This is a genomic window from Pedobacter sp. MC2016-15, from assembly GCF_026239695.1.
GTDB lineage: Bacteria > Bacteroidota > Bacteroidia > Sphingobacteriales > Sphingobacteriaceae > Pedobacter.
The window spans coordinates 65,915-85,605 of record NZ_JAPIVS010000007.1 but is presented as its reverse complement, the minus strand read 5'-3'; the positions used below and the strand labels follow the sequence as shown (position 1 = coordinate 85,605).

At 45.2% G+C, this 19,691-nt stretch carries 19 protein-coding genes; 3 read left to right on the top strand and 16 right to left on the bottom strand.

The features are described 5' to 3' along the window. Window positions 1–6: 6 nt before the first annotated feature. From ruvA to OQY15_RS19020, 15 genes are all read right to left on the bottom strand, one after another. The gene (gene ruvA, locus OQY15_RS19090) at window positions 7–591 is read right to left on the bottom strand and encodes a Holliday junction branch migration protein RuvA (RefSeq protein ID WP_265793529.1); all 585 of its coding nucleotides are present in this window, start codon (window positions 589–591) and stop codon (window positions 7–9) included. A gap of 342 nt (window positions 592–933) precedes the next feature. Beyond that, on the bottom strand, window positions 934–2,256 hold the full coding sequence (locus tag OQY15_RS19085; RefSeq protein WP_265793528.1) for a lytic transglycosylase domain-containing protein: 1,323 nt from the start codon (window positions 2,254–2,256) through the stop codon (window positions 934–936). After that, a complete protein-coding gene (gene gatA, locus OQY15_RS19080; RefSeq protein WP_265793527.1) occupies window positions 2,253–3,683 on the bottom strand; it encodes an Asp-tRNA(Asn)/Glu-tRNA(Gln) amidotransferase subunit GatA in 1,431 nt (476 codons plus the stop codon). The genes OQY15_RS19085 and gatA overlap by 4 nt, the downstream gene beginning before the upstream one ends. Window positions 3,684–3,726: 43 nt before the next feature. Next, window positions 3,727–3,930 (bottom strand): twin-arginine translocase TatA/TatE family subunit, encoded by a 204-nt coding sequence (gene tatA / locus OQY15_RS19075; RefSeq protein ID WP_265793526.1) that lies wholly within the window; start codon window positions 3,928–3,930, stop codon window positions 3,727–3,729. An 18-nt stretch (window positions 3,931–3,948) separates the two neighbouring features. Further along, window positions 3,949–4,713: a twin-arginine translocase TatA/TatE family subunit gene (gene tatA, locus OQY15_RS22380; RefSeq protein WP_322973388.1), complete on the bottom strand. Its 765-nt coding sequence runs from the start codon at window positions 4,711–4,713 to the stop codon at window positions 3,949–3,951. Between the two features lie 51 nt (window positions 4,714–4,764). Continuing rightward, on the bottom strand, window positions 4,765–6,018 hold the full coding sequence (locus OQY15_RS19065; RefSeq protein ID WP_265793525.1) for a peptidoglycan DD-metalloendopeptidase family protein: 1,254 nt from the start codon (window positions 6,016–6,018) through the stop codon (window positions 4,765–4,767). A gap of 21 nt (window positions 6,019–6,039) precedes the next feature. Next, the gene (locus OQY15_RS19060) at window positions 6,040–6,834 is read right to left on the bottom strand and encodes a DUF4292 domain-containing protein (protein WP_265793524.1); all 795 of its coding nucleotides are present in this window, start codon (window positions 6,832–6,834) and stop codon (window positions 6,040–6,042) included. Further along, a complete protein-coding gene (locus OQY15_RS19055) occupies window positions 6,812–8,236 on the bottom strand; it encodes a tetratricopeptide repeat protein (RefSeq protein ID WP_265793523.1) in 1,425 nt (474 codons plus the stop codon). The genes OQY15_RS19060 and OQY15_RS19055 overlap by 23 nt, the downstream gene beginning before the upstream one ends. A gap of 8 nt (window positions 8,237–8,244) precedes the next feature. Continuing rightward, window positions 8,245–8,676 (bottom strand): dUTP diphosphatase, encoded by a 432-nt coding sequence (dut, locus tag OQY15_RS19050; protein ID WP_265793522.1) that lies wholly within the window; start codon window positions 8,674–8,676, stop codon window positions 8,245–8,247. 28 nt (window positions 8,677–8,704) lie between these two features. Beyond that, window positions 8,705–10,186, bottom strand: a complete 1,482-nt coding sequence (locus OQY15_RS19045; RefSeq protein ID WP_265793521.1) for an oligosaccharide flippase family protein — start codon at window positions 10,184–10,186, stop codon at window positions 8,705–8,707. Between the two features lie 28 nt (window positions 10,187–10,214). Beyond that, the gene (locus OQY15_RS19040) at window positions 10,215–10,487 is read right to left on the bottom strand and encodes an acylphosphatase (protein ID WP_265793520.1); all 273 of its coding nucleotides are present in this window, start codon (window positions 10,485–10,487) and stop codon (window positions 10,215–10,217) included. A gap of 5 nt (window positions 10,488–10,492) precedes the next feature. Beyond that, window positions 10,493–11,443, bottom strand: a complete 951-nt coding sequence (locus OQY15_RS19035; RefSeq protein WP_265793519.1) for a DUF561 domain-containing protein — start codon at window positions 11,441–11,443, stop codon at window positions 10,493–10,495. A gap of 10 nt (window positions 11,444–11,453) precedes the next feature. After that, window positions 11,454–12,629: an amidohydrolase family protein gene (locus OQY15_RS19030; protein ID WP_265793518.1), complete on the bottom strand. Its 1,176-nt coding sequence runs from the start codon at window positions 12,627–12,629 to the stop codon at window positions 11,454–11,456. A 51-nt stretch (window positions 12,630–12,680) separates the two neighbouring features. Continuing rightward, window positions 12,681–13,337 (bottom strand): cupin domain-containing protein, encoded by a 657-nt coding sequence (locus tag OQY15_RS19025; protein ID WP_265793517.1) that lies wholly within the window; start codon window positions 13,335–13,337, stop codon window positions 12,681–12,683. Then, window positions 13,334–13,885, bottom strand: coding sequence for a sigma-70 family RNA polymerase sigma factor (locus OQY15_RS19020; RefSeq protein ID WP_265793516.1), 552 nt, complete (start codon window positions 13,883–13,885; stop codon window positions 13,334–13,336). Before OQY15_RS19020 ends, OQY15_RS19025 begins: the two co-directional genes overlap by 4 nt. A gap of 174 nt (window positions 13,886–14,059) precedes the next feature. On the opposite strand from OQY15_RS19020, the gene rluF reads away from it, so the two are divergent. The 3 genes from rluF to OQY15_RS19005 all read left to right on the top strand — a co-directional run bounded on the left by rluF (window position 14,060) and on the right by OQY15_RS19005 (window position 17,046). Beyond that, window positions 14,060–15,115, top strand: a complete 1,056-nt coding sequence (gene rluF, locus OQY15_RS19015; protein WP_265793515.1) for a 23S rRNA pseudouridine(2604) synthase RluF — start codon at window positions 14,060–14,062, stop codon at window positions 15,113–15,115. Between the two features lie 128 nt (window positions 15,116–15,243). Beyond that, on the top strand, window positions 15,244–16,296 hold the full coding sequence (gene rlmN, locus OQY15_RS19010; RefSeq protein WP_265793514.1) for a 23S rRNA (adenine(2503)-C(2))-methyltransferase RlmN: 1,053 nt from the start codon (window positions 15,244–15,246) through the stop codon (window positions 16,294–16,296). Between the two features lie 33 nt (window positions 16,297–16,329). Then, window positions 16,330–17,046, top strand: coding sequence for a ComF family protein (locus OQY15_RS19005; RefSeq protein WP_265793513.1), 717 nt, complete (start codon window positions 16,330–16,332; stop codon window positions 17,044–17,046). A 164-nt stretch (window positions 17,047–17,210) separates the two neighbouring features. On the opposite strand, the gene OQY15_RS19000 is transcribed toward OQY15_RS19005, so the two are convergent. Then, entirely contained in the window at window positions 17,211–19,676 is a 2,466-nt protein-coding gene (locus OQY15_RS19000; RefSeq protein ID WP_265793512.1) for a PAS domain S-box protein, read from the bottom strand. Between the last annotated feature and the right edge of the window lie 15 nt (window positions 19,677–19,691).

Genomic DNA, 19,691 nt, shown 5'->3' with positions numbered 1-19,691 from the left:
TTGGTCTTATAAATTCTTTAAAGCTATTTTTATCATTTGTTCAACAGTCAGGTCCATTCCACCATTTTTAATGGCGCTATCGATGGCTTTTTCTGCCGGTAATTTTGCAAAGCCCAGCATCATCAGGGCAGATAATGATTCTTCCCTCGTTGTATTGCTCAGCGGGGCCGCGATCAGAGATCCCGTACCTTCTTTTTTCAGTTTATCCTGAAGTTCTAATACTAAGCGCTGTGCGGATTTCGCACCAATACCCTTGATCCGCTGGATCAGTGGTAAGTCTGCATTGACAATGGCAGTCTGAATCTCTGCCGGGGTAATCGATGAGAGCATCATCCTGCCGGTATTTGGCCCGATGCCCGACACCGAGATCAGGTGCAGGAACAACCGTCGTTCTCCTTCATCGATAAATCCATAAAGCGTGTGTGCGTCCTCTTTTACATGGAGCCAAACATACATCTTGCAACGCTCACCAGCTCCCAGTGCACTGTAGGTATTCAGTGATATGTTGATATGATATCCTATACCACCAGCTTCAACCACAACATAAGCAGGACATTTAAACGTCAGCCTGCCATCAATATAATCGTACATATTTTTCTATTTTTTCGCTAAAATCAATGTGTTAAAGCTACTAAAAGGAATCTACCATTGATAATGATTTGCAACACCTTGATTACTCTGAGCTTTTCGTTAATCTAAACTTTTACTAAAGGAGCGTTTAATAAAGAGATGGATTTCAGGTCTACATGATCACATATTGCTGTTTTTTGAGCCAAAGTTAATAGAGAAATATTATTAAATTCTTTATTGTGTATTAAATTTACCTACACAAATTTTCTCCCCACATAATTCATGCGAAGAATATACGAATATCAGATAATATTTGAGCAATAAGAAGACTGTATCAGGAATGAACAAAAAGAATGAGGGCCTTTAAAGCCTTCCTGAGGACTTGGAAACTCCATTTGAGCGTTCCCTGTAAGAAATGTATTTTTTGGTTGTACGCGCTTCAGTGTGCCCGGCGGCAGCACCGTCTTTGGATATGATTAATTTCTGTCCGGGAACAATGTTATTCCCTTTTAGTTTATTCCATACTTTGATATCCTGTACTTCTACCCCGAACTGATCGGCAATGGTAGTCAGGTTTTGTCCTGCGCTTACCTTGTGGTATTTTAAAGCAGGTTTCTCAGTCACCGGCTCCCTGCGCTTCTTTTGAATTCTCCTGTCGTCATTGGATGCCAGAATGATTTGAGGACTGGCCGCCAGAGTATGGTCATTCAATACTTCATAGATGTTGGCATAACTCGCCAGACTGACCTTTGGCATGATGATCCTTTTTGGTAAGTCTGCAGATCCATTCACAATCTTTTTCTTGTAAGAAGGGTTCAGAGTACAAAGATCTGTTTCATCCATAGACATCGCTTCTGCAAGCTCAGTCAGGGATACGTAACGGTTCACCTGGATAGTATCAGTTTTGATCGCAAAAAGCGACTTCTGTGCCAGAATCTGGTGTTTATCAGGACAGTTCATCACATAGATCGCCGCGATGAATGCAGGTACATAATTTCTTGTTTCCATCGGCAGGAATGGTCTGATCGCCCAGAAATCCCTTGAGTTAGCTTTTGCAATGGCACGGTTTACGTTACCCGTTCCGCAGTTGTAGGCAGCTATCGCCAGCAGCCAGTCGCCCAGCTCTGCATAAGCATCTTTAAAATATTTTGCAGCGGCATAACTCGCCTGGATCGGATCTTTACGCTCATCCACATAATTATCCATGTTCAGACCGTAGCCTTTAGCGGTAGTAAACATAAACTGCCATAAACCCGTAGCACCTACTCTCGAAATCGCGTGAGAGTTCATTGAAGATTCTATGATCGGCAGATATTTGAGTTCAGCAGGCACACTAAAAGCTTTAAGCGCATTTTCAAAAATCGGGAAATAATATTCTGAAAGCCCCAGCATCTTACCCATCATCTCTTTCCGGCCGGCATAAACATCAATATAGCGTTGTACAGATTCGTTATAGGTCAGCGGAATTTCCCTTTGAATGGAATCCAGACGTTTTTTGTAAGTGAAATTGTAATTGTAGAATAATGGATTTTCAAGAACCGCTGGTACCGCGGTGGTGTCACCTGTATAGGTCGTTGAAAGAAAGCTGATCGGGGAGATGGAATCCAGCTTGTTTATTTTTTCCTGTGCTGCAGCAGTTAAACCAACGAGTACAGAGAACATTACTACAAGTACATTTCTTATCATAAGCGCTTAGGGGTGCTAAAACTCTTTGCTATAGAAAGTAAAACATCTTCCTCAAAATGTTTTGCCATTAACTGTAAGCTTAACGGTAAACCTGATGAATTATTGCCCAGAGGTACTGCAATTGCAGGAATACCACTCAGAGAGGCCAGTACAGTGTATATATCAGCAAGATACATCACCAGCGGGTCCTGGATATTGTCCCCGATTTTAAAGGCCGGAGTTGGTGCAACAGGACTTAAGAGCACATCGTAGCTTTGAAAAAGCTCTTCAACTTTATCTCTGATCATCCTTCTTACACGCTGGGCTTTCTGGTAGTAAGCATCATAGTATCCTGCACTCAGTACAAAAGTACCCAGCATGATCCTTCTTTTTACTTCATCCCCAAAGCCTTCGGCACGCGATTTTTTGTATAAGTTGTTCAGGTTTTCTGCCTGCAGGTTGCGGTATCCGTAATGTACCCCATCATACCTGGAAAGGTTAGAAGAGGCTTCAGCAGCTGTTAATACATAATAGGCAGGCACCAGGTACTCCAGCAGATCAAACGATACATAGTCTACCGTGTGTCCCTGAGCTTTGAATTCTTCAATCGCGGCAAGAATGGAAGATTTGATATCAGGATCAAGTCCCTCGCTTTCCAGTGTTTCTTTCAGCACTGCAATTTTCTTTTTACCCTGATCATCCAGCTTCGCAGTGTAAGCAGGAACCGGCAAAGTCGATACGGTACTATCGTATGCATCAGCGCCGGCGAGCACTTCCATCAGCAGGGCTGCATCAGTGACCGACGAGGTCAGCGTACCTACCTGATCAAAGGAAGAAGCATAAGCAATTACGCCATAGCGCGAAATACGTCCGTAAGTAGGCTTAAAGCCAAAACATCCGCAAAAAGCAGCGGGTTGTCTCACCGAACCACCGGTATCGGTACCAAGGGCAGAAAGACAAAGATCAGCCTGTACTGCAACCGCAGAACCACCGGATGAGCCACCGGCTACCATCTCTGTATTCGCAGCATTGCGTACCGGTCCGTAATAAGAGGTTTCGTTTGAACCGCCCATCGCAAATTCATCACAGTTTAACCTGCCAATGATGATGGCGTCTTCAGCAATCAGCCGCTCCACAACGGTCGACGAGTAAGGAGACACAAAACCCTCCAGCATCTTTGAAGAAGCGGTAGTAGCGTGATCCTTGTAAAGTATATTATCCTTGATACCAATGACCATCCCTGCAAGTTTCCCCGCAGTGCCATTATTGACCTTTTGCTGCACTTCCTGCGCTTGTTTTTTTGCAGAGTCAAAAAAAACCTCGTTGAATGCATTGAGGTTTATATGATTTTCTATCTGTGTAAAATAGTGGTCAAGCAGATCAGGAAGAACAAGCTTTTTTTGATCAATCAATGCTTGTATCTCTGATAAAGATGTATACTTCTTCAAACTGTAAGCGGCAATTAAAGGGTTAGCAATTCAAAAATTAAACCTACAAAGGTTTATGGGTATTGGTGTGGTTTGATTCAACTGAATCATCCGCGCCGTCTTTACCGTCTTTGAATTCTTTTACGCCTCTACCAAGTCCGCGCATGAGTTCAGGAATTTTTTTACCGCCAAAAAGCAATAGAACAACCGCTAAAATAATAAGGATTTCTGGTGTGCCCAAGGCAGCTAATATTGTTGTATTCAACATGATCGTAAGAATTAAATTTTATTTTTTTTCTGTTTCTGAAGGAACTGTTTGATGCGTGTCAGGCGTTACCGTCTCAACCGCAGGTGCTGCTGATGCAGCTGCATCAACTTTTGGGGCTTCAGGAGCTTTGCCTGCAGGTTTCTCAGCTTTTGCTGATGCCGTTTCCGGCGTCACTGTCTCAGGAGCTTTCGGAGCCTCAGCTTTTGGAGCTTCAGCTGCAGGCTGCTCAGCTTTTGCCGCCGGGGCTTCATCAGCTGATGCCGTCTCCGGCGTTACTGTCTCCGGTTCCGGAACTGCATTTGACTTTGCTGCTGCAGCGGTTGCAGAATAAGCTGCAATTGGCGTACCCAGTGGTGCTGGTGCAGGTTTCGCCTCAGGCTGCTCTGCATTTTCAACCGGAACTTCCGGTGCTTCTGATACCACTTCATCAGGAGCTTCCGAAGCAGGGATTTCCACTTCTTCATGTGTAGCCGTACTCGCAGCTGCCGCAGCAGTAGGGTACATTTGCTCCTCTAAAGTTGGTGTATTTACCGGCGGATGCTGCTGCTCGTATTTTTCGTTCTCAGCTTTCAGATCGTCGTCAATATCCATTGCATTGATATTCCTGTGGATTTCTCTCTTCACACCTTCGGACGCATCTTTGAAATCCCTGATACCTTTACCAAGTCCTCTTGCCAGTTCAGGTAATTTCTTACCCCCAAATAACAACAGCACCACGCCAAGGATCAGCATGATTTCTCCACCGCCCATATTTAAAAACTCTAATATCACTCCAAAATTCATATCAACAAATTAATAAATCTCAACAAATATAATCATTTTAAACCCAATTATTTATTTTGCTATCCACGCCTCCGGATTCAGCTTAGCCTGACCGCGCATGATTTCAAAATGTAACACTGGCCCATCTGAGGTTGTGGCAACAGATCCTATCGTCTGGCGTGTCTCCACTTTGTCGCCTTTCGCTACCGAAGCAGATCTCAGGTTCTGATAGATCGTAAAGTAATCACCATGACGGATAGCCACAACATAAATACCCTGTATCATCCTCACAAAAAGCACCTCTCCGCCAAATACCGCTCTTACTGCCGCTCCGTCAGCTGTCAGGATATTCACCCCGTCATTGGTATAGCTTGCTTCACCTTCAGTATGTCTTCCAAAGTTTTCGGTGATCGATCCCTGTCCTACCGGCCATGGCAAACGTCCCCTGTTGTTCTCAAAGCCAGCGGATAATTTCGCGGCTTCAGGTGTAGATGTCAGGTAATTGCTACTGGTTTTTGCCTTCTCTACAGGTGCAGCCTTATTCTCTGCCCTTGCTCTTGCAGCAGCAGCACGGGCTTCGTCTTCAGCTTTCTTCCTGGCAATGGCAATCTCACGCGCAATTGCATCCCTGATCGCCCTGTCTATGGCCGACTGCTGTTTCTTCCTCTTTGCAATATCACGGCCAAGCTCTTTTTCCTGTCTGCTTACCTTGTTGAGCACAGAAGCCTGCTCTTTCTTGTTCCTTGCCAGTTTATCCTGCTCCGACTCCTGTTCCTTCAGCAAACTGCTTTTTGCTTTCAGACTCTTGTCAAGTACTACAATCTTGTAGTTTAAGTTCTTTTCTGTTCCCTGGATATAATCAGCCTGCTTCTTGCGGTACTGACCAAATTGCTGCAGGTATTTTATTCTTTTATAGGCCTGGTTAAAATCACGCGCCGCAAAGATGAACATCATCTTGTCGTATGAGTTCCTGTTGCGCTGTGCAAACCTGATCATCCCGGCATATTCTTTTTTTAACTGCGCCAGCTGACCCTGTAGTGAATGTACGGTGTTCGTATTTTCATGGATCTCACTGTCCAGGTTTTTTATCTCCGAGTTAATCACCGTGATTTTATTCTGCATCAGGTCAATCTTGGTGCTCAGCGCACGGATCTCCCCTAAAGTAAGCTTCTTGCTTTGTGAAGCCTTGTTCAGATTTCGCTGTAAGAGTTCAATTTCCCGCTGTATGGCTTCTTTTTTTCTTTTCAGCTGTGAACTGCTTTGCGCAACCGCAGTGGATACAAACGCAAAAAATAAAAGAAAGAAAAGTAATTTGTGTAGCTTCATTGCATCAAAAGTATAAAAAAATTAGTTTATTAACTCAAACCTTTTGGGAACACTAAACGGAAAATCAAGCGGAACATTACGCTCTATCTTGTTAAAATCAAATGCAATGCTGGTTTTTTTTGTACCTGAAACGGAGTTAATTCTGGTGACGGATGGGAAAAGTGCTCCCGTTACATCCTGATACTCGCCATAGTTTACCTTCAGGGCCTGACCAGCCCTGGCGTCATTCAGGTTCAGTTCAGCGGTTTTCAGCAGTGTATTAAACAACACCCGGTAACCCAGGCCGCTCTTATCGCCTGTAAGCGTAAAGATACCTCCGTTGAGCTCAACTACCGACTGTTCTGTCATCAGTTCATCTATGGTATTCCCTGTCAGCACCGACTGTAACATCTTAAAGGTGACCTGTTTACCGGCAAACCTGTAGATATAGCTGAAAGGCTTTTTGAGGGCTACCGACTGCAGGTTGTTTCTCACAATCAGGCTGTCCGGGGTGATCAGCGCACGTGCTACCTCAATTCCCGCAATCGCAGTCAGGCTGATCCAGATCTTTTCATCTTTTTTCACTCTCACATTCACAGATACGCCATTCTCTTTGCCTTCTATTTCCATACTTACCTTGCCCTTCAGGGAAAGCGTATTGAAAGGGAGATCCTTTGATTTCAAAGTCTTCAGGTTCTCCAGTTTTTTAGTATTCAGCACCGGCGCAGGTGTCTCTGCCACAGAAGGTGCTTTTACCACAGCCTTTTTCGACTTACATCCTGCAGCTATGAAAATCAGCGACAGCAGCAGCAGGCTATTTAACGTATTTTTTCTCATCTATTTTTCTTTTAAGCAGCGTTGAATCATTCCCTGCATCCCTCGATTTTTTCCATTGCAGCACTGCGTTATCTGCCTCACCCAGCAAAAACAGGATATCCCCGTAATGCTCCAGGTAAACACTATTTCCCGCCTCCTTGTTTTCCAGCGCCTTTTCTATCCAGGTTCTGGCTATCGTATACTTACCACCTTTAAATAAAACCAGCGCATAGGTGTCTGCTATGGAAGCGTCATTGGGCAATGCCCGGGCTGCAACATCTATCAATGTAATCGCCTTATTGAGATTCTCATTTCGCAGCGCGAGATAATAAGCGTAATTATTCATGATCAGGTAATTCTTCGGATCAAGCCTGATGGCCTTGTCGAAGGCCGCATCTGCCGCATCCGGTTTACGTTCATCAATCAGGATCTCCGCCTGCAAAGCAAAAATCAAGGCTTGCAACTCCTTGTTTTCACCATCCAGCGAAAGCGCGGTTTTAATATTGCTCAGGGCCGCGCTGTTCTTCTCTTCACGGTGCAGCGCAAAAGCCATATAGTAATACAGGATCGCCTGATTTGGATAAACCGATAAAGCGGCTTCACCCATTTCAATCATCTGCTTATACTGCCCCAGAAGGATATGTATATTCAAAACCTTTTCCCAGACACCGTAAAGCTGATCGCTTATTTTCAAAGCCTTATGATAACTACGCAGTGCCGCCGGCAGGTTTCCGTTCTCGTAGAGGATATCGCCCGAAAGCGCAAAGTACAAGGGGTCGTCGAGATGTGCGGGAGCAATATTTTTGAGGATACGGGCAGCAGCCTGGAAGTTCTTCTGTCCTGCATACAGTGTCGCCATGGCCATAGAATCAGCTGGCAATGGCTCGGCAGCAACCCTCTGTTTTGCCCTGTTGAGCGAAGCCGAAGGACCAAATTTCTTTTCCAGCAGCGTGTATGCCGCCAGAGCCTCTTCTTTTTTCCCGGCTATGGATAAAGCATTTGCCCGGTCAAAATAGAAATTCTTCTGTTCCGGAGAAAGCCTGATCAGCTGGTCAAATGCAGGGATCAGCTTCTCCATATTGCCGGTGCTTTTATAAAGCTCCGCCATGAGTTTCCAGTACCAGAGATTATCCTTGTCCAGCCCCACAGCCGTTTTGATTGCCGTCTCTGCTTCGGGCATTCTGTTCTGCCTGAAATTCAGCAGGGCAATTTCATACCATGCAGCAGCATTGCGCGGGTCTATGGCTGTAATCCTGCTGAAACTCTCATTACTCTTGTCGTAATTTTCGTTCAGTTTATCTTTCAGCCCTGCAAAGAAAAGTTGTTTAATGAGGCTACTGTCACGTACAGGGGTCACTGCCTGCTGCGCTGCAGCCTGCATTCCTGTTAAAAGTATACCGCATAAAACAACAATTCTAAACATGATATTTTTTATTTACCAGTATGCCCGTAGCCACCTTCGCCACGTGCAGTGTCACTCAGTACGTCTACGCTTTCCCAGCTGATGGTTTCATGTTTTGCAATGACCATCTGCGCAATCCTGTCGCCGTTATTGATCACAAAATCCGTATCAGACAAGTTTACCAGCAGCACTTTGATCTCGCCACGGTAATCCGCATCAATTGTTCCCGGAGAGTTAACAATGCTGATCCCATGTTTATAGGCCAGACCACTTCTCGGACGGATCTGCGCTTCGTAACCCACAGGAAGTTCAATATGTAATCCTGTTGGGACAAGAATACGCTGTAAAGGTTTAATCACAATCTCTTGCGGCGTAAACGCTCTCATGTCCATTCCGGCGGCATGTGCAGTTTCATATTGTGGTAATGCCAGTCCTGATTTGTTGATAATATTGATCTTCATTGTAATATATGGTTATTCGTATATGATATTATTTTTTAAGCAGCGCTTTTACTTCGTCCTTTTCTACATAATATATTCCCGCGAGGAACAGCAGCAGCAGGCCGTTGCCGATATAGATATTCCTGTGAAATACCCAGAAAGAGAGTACCACCAATACCAGTGAGGTCAGCAGGTACACCAGGATTCTGTTCAGTTTGTAGGGTATCGGATAATACTTCTGGCCCAGAACATAAGATATCACCATCATGACTGAGTAAGCCAGCATTGACACCCATGCAGAGCCCATATAACTAAATTTCGGGATCAGGATCACGTTGAAAACAATGGTGATCACTGCGCCTACCATTGAGATGTATAAGCCATACTTCGTTTGATCCGATAACCTGTACCAGATAGAGAGGTTCATATAAATTCCCAGGCAGACATAGCCGAAAAGCAGATACGGTACTGCCGGTAATCCGACCCAGTAGTTTTCTGCAATAAAATGTTTCAGAATTTCAATATTTGCTACCAGTCCAAGGAACAACAGCGATAAAGCGATCACAAAATAATGGAGGATCACTGCATACGTGTTTCTTGCATTCGCCTGTTTGGCATGGCTAAAGAAAAATGGTTCTGCACCCAGCCTGAAAGCCGTAATAAAAATGCTCAGAAATATCGCGATCTTACACACCGCCCCATAGATACCTACCTGCCCATCTGCAATCTCATCTGGCAGCAACCTGCTCAGCACAATCTTATCCAGGTTTTCATTCACGATGAATGACAGGTTAGCCACCAGTATCGGCCAGCTGTAGGAAAGCATCTTTGAAAACAACTCTCTGTCAAAACGGAACCTGATCTGTAAAAATTCTGGCAGCAGCAATACAAATGTCACCAGACTGGCAATCAGGTTGGAAATAAAAACATATCCTACCCATCCATGGCGGTACCATGATTCAAACCAGGTCCCAACCGGCCCCTGACTTTTGATGATCAGCGGTACCACATAAATAAAAAATAGATTAAAGCCTACAAAGCAGCCGATATTCAAAAACTTGATCAGGCTGTATTTAAAAGCTTTGTTGTCAGCCCTTAGTTTTGCGAAAGGAATCACACAGATTGCATCCAGAAACAGCAGCCATACAAAAAAACGGATATACAACTGGTAATCCAGCACCTGCGCTTCATGCCCGTTATTGATCCATGAGGCAATACCGTTGGCAAAAACAGAACCCGTGATCAGGAACAGCAGCGCAATAAAGGCAATACAAAGAAAAGAATTGTTGTATACCTCCTGCTTTTTATCCTCATGTTTGTTCAGGTACCTGAAATAAGTACTTTCCATCCCAAAGGCGAGTACTGCATTGATCAGCGAGGCATAACTATATAAGGTAGTAAAGATGCCATATACGCTTGTCGCATAAACCTTGGTAAATAATGGCGTTAGGATAAAATTAAACAGCCTTGAGAATACGGTACTGAGACCATATACAGCTGTCTGACCTAAAAACTTTTTGATAACTGACACGTGACCGGATTAAACGAAAATGGATGTTCTACTTCTTAATAATTTCAAAATTACGATAGTTTTTCAGTTCGCCCGGCGTAACCTCCACGTTTTCTATCTTTGAGCGGTCAGGCCCTTCGTTGCACCATTCCAGAAATACTTCCAGCAGCGTATCGTCTCCCTCTGCTTCGATATATACAGTGCCATCCTTTTCATTCCTGATCATTCCCCTTACACCCATCTGGTCGGCCACAACTTTCGTCGTATATCTGAAACCGACACCCTGTACTTTACCCGTTATTTTGATCGTAATATGCTTCATCTTATTTATTTAATATCAAACTTAGAGAGCGTTTGCTGCTCAGACAGAAAACCCTGCCAGATTTCATCCAGTATAACTTTCGCAGGGCGAATTTCCTTCAGCATAGCCGAGACCTGCCCTATTTCCAGCTCCCCCTCCTCCATATTTCCGTCAAACATACCTAATTTTGCCCGTGCGCGACCCAACAAAGATTTTAATGTTGCAGGGTCTGCACCCTCTGCTTCTGCCGCTGCCACGGCTGCTTCAAAGGTATTTCGCAGTAACCTCACCGGTACAATTTTCTGCAGGTGCATCCGCGTATCCCCTTCATTGGCCTTGATGATCCTTTCCTTAAATGCCGGATGCGCAGAAGATTCTTCGGCAACGGCAAATGCCGATCCTACCTGCACGCCCTCGGCACCTAAAGCGATCGCTGCCAGCATACTTCTGCCAGAAGATATACCCCCGGCAGCAATTACCGGGATCTTTACAGCATCGGCAATCATCGGTACCAGGCACAGCGTTGTAGTTTCCTCTTTCCCATTGTGCCCCCCGGCTTCAAATCCTTCCGCAACGATGGCATCCGCACCTGCGTCCTCTGCCTTTTTCGCAAACCTCGTATTGGAAATCACATGTACTACCGTAATGTCCATTCCCTTTAAAAAGGGTGTCCATATCGCCGGGTTTCCCGCAGAGGTAAAGACAATCTTCACGCCCTCCTTCACAATGATGTCCATCAGGATTTCCGTATCCGGATACATGAGAGGGATGTTTACAGCAAAAGGTTTGTCGGTAGCCGTTTTCATTTTCTGCAGATGCTGCCACAATACATCAGGGTACATAGATCCTGCACCGATGATCCCCAGCCCCCCGGCATTGGATACCGCCGAGGCCAGCTTCCATCCGCTGCACCAGACCATCCCTGCCTGGATAATGGGATACTGAATATCAAACAAGCTGTTAATTCGGTTAGACATAGCTTTTATTTTAAATCAAACGCTTAATCTTTGTACGGTTTGTGATCCGCCCTTCCTCAGTCCCTGTAATCAGGTTCAGACCAGGTTTCTTTCCCTTTTCAAAACTACCATATATTGTATCTATTCCAAGAAAGGCAGCACCATTTAGTGTTGCCCAGCGCAGTACGTCCTCAAAAGATACTGCTTCCCTTTCCTGCAGGCTCAGCATTTCTGCCAGGATACTCAGCTGATGGTTACTCGCCAGGCTATCAGTTCCCAGCGTAAGCCTTATGCCTGCATCCTTCAGCAGCGCAATATCAGGCAGCCTGTTCTCAATATAAAGATTGGCATTGGGACACAAACACCAGAAAAGCTGTGGATGTGTTAATGCAGCAAATTCAAGGTCAGCTTTGCTTGTAAAAGTATTGTGCACCAGCAGCGTTCTTGGCGCAGCAGATAACCGTGGCAGATAGCTCTGCAATGAAGATTTCCCGCCGGCTTCAAAAAAAGAGATATCCAGCCCCAGAAACTCATAGAGCTTCAGGAAATGCCCAGTCTTGCTTTCAAAAAAAGCATTCTCATCAGCCGTCTCCTGGTTATGTATCGAAACCGACTCCCCTGTGATTCCGGAAAGTGCATTGATCTCCTGAAAGAGCTCGGCCGAAACAGAATACGGTGCATGGGGTACGATCGTGGCCTTGAGAGGAGCAAATGCTTCCCGGGTAAGCTTCGCAGCGGCGATAATGTCGCCCGCCTTTGCCGGATTAAAGCCCATGGCCTCTACAAAAGTATGGTAATAGATTTTGCTGTTCAGTTTAACGTTTTTTGAAACGGGCTGGTTAGAGATATCCCCAACGGCTACGATACCATTGTTATACATTTCCTCATCGGCATGCAGCATCGCATTTTCGATCTCCTCAGGAGAAGAAGCACGCTGCTGTATCACCTGCTGTACAAAACCAGGCAGACCGGTATGCTCCGCAATCTTTCCTTTTAAATGAGAAAGTTCCAGATGGCAGTGCGTGTTCACCAGTCCGGGAACCAGTATACCCTCATGAGAGGAAATATCGGTGATGTTTCTTGCTGATGCCTCCTCTGCAGACAGTACTTCTTCAATAGTACCGTCGGGATGCAGCGCGATAACGCCATTTTCCAGCGGTTCAGTGCTTACAGGGTAGATCCAGGATGCGGAAATGTATGAAATCATATCGTACAAATAACGGTTATTCCCGCCAAAGCTGATAAAAGCGAAAGATATTTATACGGGGATTCTTTGCAGAATGGCCTTGCAGATCGTACCATCAGGGATCACTACATCATGCCATTTATGGAGTGGGATATTGATGTAATCCCCTTTTTGAAAAGTATGCACTTTACCCTCTACAATAACATTACAGGTGCCTTCAATCACCAGTAGTTTTTCATAGAGGTCATGATGCACTTCACCTTCAATTGCAGTGGCGATGATCAGCAAGGTGGTCATCTTTTCGGTATGACCGAGCATTTTAAGGTGTACACCCGCAAAGCCTTCAGGCATGAGCAGGTCTTCAGGACTGAACCAGTCAGTATAATCCTCTTTTTTTGAAAAATGCGTTAAGAGCGGGATTTCAGTCGCTGGCCGGCTGCTTTGATGTAATACAGTTCCCCTTTGAACTGACGACTTAGCCGCAGCCTTGCCGGCTTCCAGTTCATTTAATTTGGCAAAAAAACCTTCCTTTACTTTTGCGGATGGTTCTACGGCATTTTCCAGTGCAAGTTTTTCCAGCGCTGTGCTGATTTCCTCAATTTCATGTGTAATCTCTGCTGGAAATTTACTCAGCATAATCAGGACCTCCGCAGTTTCCTCATCAGAAGTATCACCCAGAACATACAGTTCCAGAATCCCGGACGCTATAAATTCTTCCAGATTCATCATGACAGTATGGAACCCTTAATTTGTTTGATCGTTTGAATCATTTTCCCCCTGAGGGTGTCTGCAGGGATACCAATTTTTTCTGCCGCACCGGCAAAGCTCTGTGATTCAAAATATATGAGATGGATAGCTTCGCGGATGTTTGCATCAAGGCCTGCAGCAAAATTATCACCCTGCTCCTTCTGCATCTCCTGAAGATATGTTTTGATATCCATGGCATACACCAGGTCTATCTCCTCGCGTATCTCATCGGCCATCTGGTTTCTTTTCTCCGGAGCCACACAGGCGAGCGACTGCTTCGCAATTTTCATGATCCAGGTGAACAAGCGCTCCTTCGCAGGATCATACTCCTTCCGCTGTGACCAGATCGCGAGAAAAGCCTGATTGGCACATTCCTCAGCCAGTTCCCTGTCCCCTGTCATTCGCTGTAATACACCAAGCATAGCAGGTGCATATTTGTTATACAGACGGGCATACACCTCTTTATCGCCGTGCTGAAACATGGCGACGAAGTTGTGATCCACATCGTTCTGAGGGGAAGGAATGATCATATAATTTGTGTGTATACTTTTATTTGGTGTAAAATTAGCCAATTACCATCAGCTTGCAAATAGCTTCCTGATACTTGCCAGTTAATAGTGTAGTGAAAGCCTATTAAATTATTTTGATAGCATATATGGGTATTAATTGATTACTTTGTAAAAAGAAAATCAATTAATTAATTTATGGCTGATTCTACCACCCGATTAAATAAATACATCAGTGAAAGCGGAATGTGCTCAAGAAGAGCGGCTGACAGGTATATAGAGCAAGGGAATGTATTCATTAACGGCAAAAAAGCCAAAATTGGCGACCAGGTTTATTTCGGCGACCTGGTTTCGGTAAACGGACAGACCATCGAGCCTAAACAGGCAGAAAATTCTATCTTACTGGCATTTAATAAACCTGTTGGCGTAACCAGCACTACCGAAGCAGGGGTAAAAAGTAATATTGTAGACTATGTGAACCATAGCGAGCGTGTGTTCCCTATCGGAAGGTTAGATAAGGACTCGCAGGGACTGATCTTCATGACCAACAATGGCGATCTGGTTAATAAGATCCTACGTGCGGGCAACAATCACGAAAAAGAATACCTGGTAACGGTTGATAAGCCGGTTACAGATAAGTTCATTACTGACATGGCCAAGGGTGTACCTGTACTGGGCGTTATGACCAAAAAATGTAAGGTGATCAAAGAAAGTCCTTTTGTTTTCAGGATCATCCTGATTCAGGGCCTCAACAGACAGATCCGACGCATGTGTGAACACTTTGGTTTCAATGTCACCAAACTGGAACGTGTGCGTATCATGAATATCAGCCTTAAAGGCCTTCCGGTTGGCGAATGGAGAGAACTGACGCCTGAAGAGGAAACGGATATCTATAATTTGGTAGCCAAATCAAGCTCTGTAGCAGATAAAACTCCTAAGAGGGTTGCCAAAAAATCAGTCAAAGGTGATGATGATCTGGTAAATGTAACACCAAAAAGATCTTCTTCACGTGCTAAACCGGCCGGAGCTGGAAGAGCTAAAGCCGGAGCAGATGCTCCAAGATCTTCAAGAAGCGGTGCAGGAAGAGGAGAAGCTTCAGAAAGGCCGTCAAAAGCCGGAGGCTCATCTTCATATAAACCTGCTTCAGCGGCGGGCGACTGGAATAAATCCGGCGGACCAAGCCGCAGACCTGTAAGACCATCAAACGGAAAATCCGGAGCTCCTGCAGGAAAAACCAGAAGTCCTAAAAGATAACCCAATCAGCAGAGTGCGGAATGCTAACAGCATGCCCCTCTGCAGCACCCCGAAATCCTAATGCCATCTGTAAGTCAACTCATTATAAATATTGGGTGGCTTACAAATTTTAGGTAACTTTGCATCAAATGCCTGCAACACTAACTAAAACTGATATCCGCTCACTGAATCTGATCCAGCTTCAGCAACACTTCAAAGAAATGAACGAGCCCGCCTACCGAGCCAAACAGGTTTACCAATGGCTATGGGAAAAATCTGCGCGTACATTCGAGGAGATGAGCAACCTCTCCAAAGACCTGAGAAGGAAACTGGATGAAAATTATGCCATCAATGTGGTATCAGTAAATAACTCGCAGCACAGTAACGATCATACCATCAAAAGCAGTTTCCGTTTATACGATGGCAACATCGTGGAAGGGGTTCTCATCCCGATGGAAGAACGGATGACAGCCTGTGTGAGCTCTCAGGTAGGCTGCAGTTTAACCTGCAAGTTCTGCGCTACGGGTTATATGGACAGAAAGCGTAACCTCAATGCTGATGAGATTTATGATCAGGTGGTCTTAATTGATGAGCAGGCCAAAAAGAATTACAATGCTCCCCTTACCAATATCGTGTATATGGGCATGGGCGAACCGCTGTTAAATTATGCCAATGTCATGAAATCCATCGAGCGCATCACTGCTCCTGATGGTTTAAACATGTCTTATAAAAGGATTACCGTTTCTACAGCGGGCATCGCCAAAATGATCCGTAAACTCGGCGACGATGGTGCTAAGTTTAATCTTGCCCTCTCTCTTCACGCGGCAGACGACAAAAAACGGAACGAGATCATGCCCATCACTGAGCATAACTCACTGAAAGCACTGGCAGAAGCACTGCGGTATTATTTCGCAAAAACCAAAAACCCGGTTACTTATGAGTATATCGTTTTTAATGGTTTCAATGACGAGATACAGGATGCCATGGACCTGGCCAAGTTCTGTAAACATGTACCCTGCAAAGTGAACCTGATTGAGTATAACCCTATCCAGTTTGCAGATTTCATCAATGCCGAAGGTGATAAAATTGATGCCTTCTCCAACTACCTCAAAAGCCAGGGCGTAAACACCAATATCAGACGCAGCCGCGGAAAAGATATCGATGCTGCCTGCGGACAGCTGGCGGTGAAAGAAAAGGCCTAACAGGATATTCCAGAACGGCAGTACATTGGCGGCATGAAATTTAAAGCCACCATCCTCAAAAGATACCTGGCAGATTTTTTCAATCTGCTGTTCCCTGATCTTTGCGCAGCCTGCGGGCAACAGCTTTTTCATGGAGAAAAACAGATCTGCACAACTTGTCTGTACGACCTGCCTTATACCGACTTCCATCTTTATCCCGACAACCCCCTTGCCAGGCTATTCTGGGGCAGGATCAACTGTCATAGTGCTATGGCGATGCTGTATTTCAGAAAGACCTCCAAAGTGCAGCAGCTCATTCACCAGCTCAAATACCGCTCCCAGTCTGAACTGGGCGTCAGGCTGGGGGAAATACTCGGAGAAAAGTTATTGGAAGGCTTTACAACTGCTGATGCGCTGCCAGACCTGATTATCCCCGTCCCACTCCATCCCGCTAAAAGAAGAAGCCGCGGTTATAACCAGAGCCAGAAGATCGCCGAAGGTATATCCGCTGTGATGCATATTCCTGTCGGAACCACTCAGCTCATCCGCAAACGTTCTACAGCTACGCAAACCAAAAAAAACCGCTATAAGCGCTTCGAGAATATGAAGGCTGTTTTCAGTGTCCCTGATCAGGCAGCCCTTGCAGGTAAACATGTGTTACTGGTGGATGATGTCATCACTACCGGCGCCACGCTGGAGGCATGCGGACAGGTTTTGCTGGACAGCGGGCTGCAGCAGCTCAGCATAGCTGCGCTTGCTTTTACGGAGTAAAAAGAAATAAATCTTATTTTTTTATCCCGGAATAAAACATTTCAGGAATGTCTGCGTTTATATATTCGAGAGCGTTAATTTAGATGGTAAAAGGGCCGGTCATTTCTTCCCAGAAATATCGGCCCTTTATCTTTTAAAACGCCTTTCTGGTTAGATGAAGAGGCTTAGTACTGGCTTTCCAGTGTCTCCGCAGAGAGGAAGCCTGAAAGCAATTGTTTGATCTCCTCGGGATTGAAGGGCTTCAGCACATGCCCATTCATACCGCATTCCTTGAATTTGTAGTGATCATTTTTTAGAGTAGAGGCTGTCAAAGCAATGATCGGCACCTCCTTGTAATACAGGCCACTGATATCACGAATGATACCCGCTGTTTCAAACCCATCAAGTCCCGGCATTTTGATATCCATAAAAACAAGATCGTAATGTATGGTCATGATCTTATCTATCGCCTCATAGCCGTTGATGGCAGCATCGATCTCCAGACCCCATTTGCTCAGTATGCGCTTTGCAATCAGGATGTTGATCTCGTTATCATCTACCACCAGAATTTTCTTCCCGATAAATACACTCATCTCAGGTCCGAGTGCAGATGCCAGGGATTGCTCATGCGTCCTGCTAAATCTCATATCAAAGGAGAAGGTCGTGCCCTTTCCTTCAGTACTCTCTACAGTAATCTCAGAATTAAACATGTCCAGCAGCTTCTTCGTAATCGCCAGTCCTAATCCTGTACCGCCGTATTTTCTGGAGATATCAGTCTTTGCCTGCGTAAACGTTTCGAAGATATACTGTTGTTTATCTTTTGGTATACCAATACCATTATCCTCCACCTCAAACCTGATCACCGCCTCACTGTCATTTTCCTCTATCAGCTGAATCCTCAGTTGCACCAGCCCCTTGTCCGTAAACTTGATGGCATTACCCAGGAAGTTCATCAGGATCTGATACAAACGGTTCTTATCCCCTGACACCTGCGCAGGTATATTCTGGTCAAATATCAGTCGGAGTTCATTGCTGTTCTTCTTAACGTTAACCTGCAGGGAATGGATAATATCATTGGCCAGTGTCTTCAGACTGAAAGGAAAGATTTCCAGTTCCATCTTGCCCGTTTCAATCTTGGTAAAATCAAGAATATCATTGATAATATGCAACAGGTTTTCTCCCGAGAACCTCAGGATATTCAGGTCATCAATCTGCGAGATTTTCGGATCGTTATCCAGTAGCAGGTGTGTCATCCCGATCACGGCATTTAACGGCGTACGGATCTCGTGGCTCATCACTGAGAGAAACATCTGCTTCGCCTGACTCAACTTTAAAGCCTGTTCTTTGGCTTCAATCATCTCCTTTTCTACCTGCTTGCGCTGGGTAATATCAGAGATCAGGTCAATCTGGCGTTCAACCATGCCCCTGCTGTTTAATATCGGCGTATTCGAGATAGAAAACCAGATCGGTGTGCCATCCTTCTTTTCGCCCAGCACTTCGATACTGTACGACTGACTGTTTAAGCTCTTGTTCCGCGATTCTTCAATCAGGTCCTGGTCGTAGAAATTGGGCGACAAGATATTTCCCATCTGGTGCCCGCGTAATTCCTTCATGGTGTAGCCCGTCATTCTTTCGAGCGACTTATTCACCCAGGTGGTTCTTCCTTCCTTGTCCTGGATGCTTACCCCTGTATCGGTTTTACTCGCCACCAGCGAAAGCAGCATCAGCTCTTCCTCGGCCTTTTTCTTATCGGTGATATCGATGATGATTTCTATCTCAGCATCCACATTGCCCTCTTCATCCAGCACCACGGTATTGTACAGGGAAACCCAGATCTCACGTTTGTCCTTGCGATAGGCCAGCATATCGATCGTAAATGACTGCCGTTTTTCGGTCAGCCGTCTTACTTCGTCCAGCAGTTCCATATCCGTCTTCGGACCAGTAATCAGGTCGCTCAGGCGTTTTCCTTTTACATCTTCCAATGTAAATCCGGTAATTTTTTCGAATGCCGCATTTACCCAGGTCACCAGGTTATTGGAATCGTTGATCACTACCGCATTATTGATCTTGCTGGCCACAAAAGAGAGCTTCATGCGATCGCTTTCCAGCTTCTTCGTTTCCTCCAGCCGCAGGGCATTGGCAGCAATCTCCTGCTCCTTTTTCTTTAATTTGATGTGCACCATCACCTCCTTCGCCAGGTTGCGGAGAATGTCCTTCTGGAGATCGGAAAGCTCATTGGGTTTGCTGTCGGCCACGCAGAGCGTACCCAGTGCAAAACCATCCTCATCGATCAGCGGAGCACCTGCATAGTAACGTACAAAAGGTTCTTCGGTAACGATACCGTACGTACTGAACCTGTTGTCCAGCAGGGTATCACAAACCTCCATGATATCAGTTCCCCCGATGGTATGTTCACAGAAGGAAGCTTCACGGGGCATCTCCTTATCGTTGAGACCGATAGAAGATTTAAACCATTGCCTTTTCTCATCTATAAGAGAGATAAAGGCAATGGGCATATTAAATATCTGGGTGGCTAAATTAACCAGGTTATCAAAGCTGCTTTCTGCGGGGGTATCCAGGATGTGATAAGCATGTAAGGCACATAACCTGTCATGCTCATGATTTGACAACACTCCTGAATTCTGCAACATATTTGATTAACCCTT

Excerpts from the sequence above, each read along its gene's own strand:
- ruvA (WP_265793529.1), bottom strand. The coding sequence starts at position 591 with ATGTACGATTATATTGATGGCAGGCTGACGTTTAAATGTCCTGCTTAT.
- OQY15_RS19085 (WP_265793528.1), bottom strand. The coding sequence starts at position 2,256 with ATGATAAGAAATGTACTTGTAGTAATGTTCTCTGTACTCGTTGGTTTA.
- tatA (WP_265793526.1), bottom strand. The coding sequence starts at position 3,930 with ATGTTGAATACAACAATATTAGCTGCCTTGGGCACACCAGAAATCCTT.
- tatA (WP_322973388.1), bottom strand. The coding sequence starts at position 4,713 with ATGAATTTTGGAGTGATATTAGAGTTTTTAAATATGGGCGGTGGAGAA.
- OQY15_RS19065 (WP_265793525.1), bottom strand. The coding sequence starts at position 6,018 with ATGAAGCTACACAAATTACTTTTCTTTCTTTTATTTTTTGCGTTTGTA.
- OQY15_RS19060 (WP_265793524.1), bottom strand. The coding sequence starts at position 6,834 with ATGAGAAAAAATACGTTAAATAGCCTGCTGCTGCTGTCGCTGATTTTC.
- OQY15_RS19055 (WP_265793523.1), bottom strand. The coding sequence starts at position 8,236 with ATGTTTAGAATTGTTGTTTTATGCGGTATACTTTTAACAGGAATGCAG.
- dut (WP_265793522.1), bottom strand. The coding sequence starts at position 8,676 with ATGAAGATCAATATTATCAACAAATCAGGACTGGCATTACCACAATAT.
- OQY15_RS19040 (WP_265793520.1), bottom strand. The coding sequence starts at position 10,487 with ATGAAGCATATTACGATCAAAATAACGGGTAAAGTACAGGGTGTCGGT.
- OQY15_RS19035 (WP_265793519.1), bottom strand. The coding sequence starts at position 11,443 with ATGTCTAACCGAATTAACAGCTTGTTTGATATTCAGTATCCCATTATC.
- OQY15_RS19030 (WP_265793518.1), bottom strand. The coding sequence starts at position 12,629 with ATGATTTCATACATTTCCGCATCCTGGATCTACCCTGTAAGCACTGAA.
- OQY15_RS19025 (WP_265793517.1), bottom strand. The coding sequence starts at position 13,337 with ATGATGAATCTGGAAGAATTTATAGCGTCCGGGATTCTGGAACTGTAT.
- OQY15_RS19020 (WP_265793516.1), bottom strand. The coding sequence starts at position 13,885 with ATGATCATTCCTTCCCCTCAGAACGATGTGGATCACAACTTCGTCGCC.
- rluF (WP_265793515.1), top strand. The coding sequence starts at position 14,060 with ATGGCTGATTCTACCACCCGATTAAATAAATACATCAGTGAAAGCGGA.
- rlmN (WP_265793514.1), top strand. The coding sequence starts at position 15,244 with ATGCCTGCAACACTAACTAAAACTGATATCCGCTCACTGAATCTGATC.
- OQY15_RS19005 (WP_265793513.1), top strand. The coding sequence starts at position 16,330 with ATGAAATTTAAAGCCACCATCCTCAAAAGATACCTGGCAGATTTTTTC.
- OQY15_RS19000 (WP_265793512.1), bottom strand. The coding sequence starts at position 19,676 with ATGTTGCAGAATTCAGGAGTGTTGTCAAATCATGAGCATGACAGGTTA.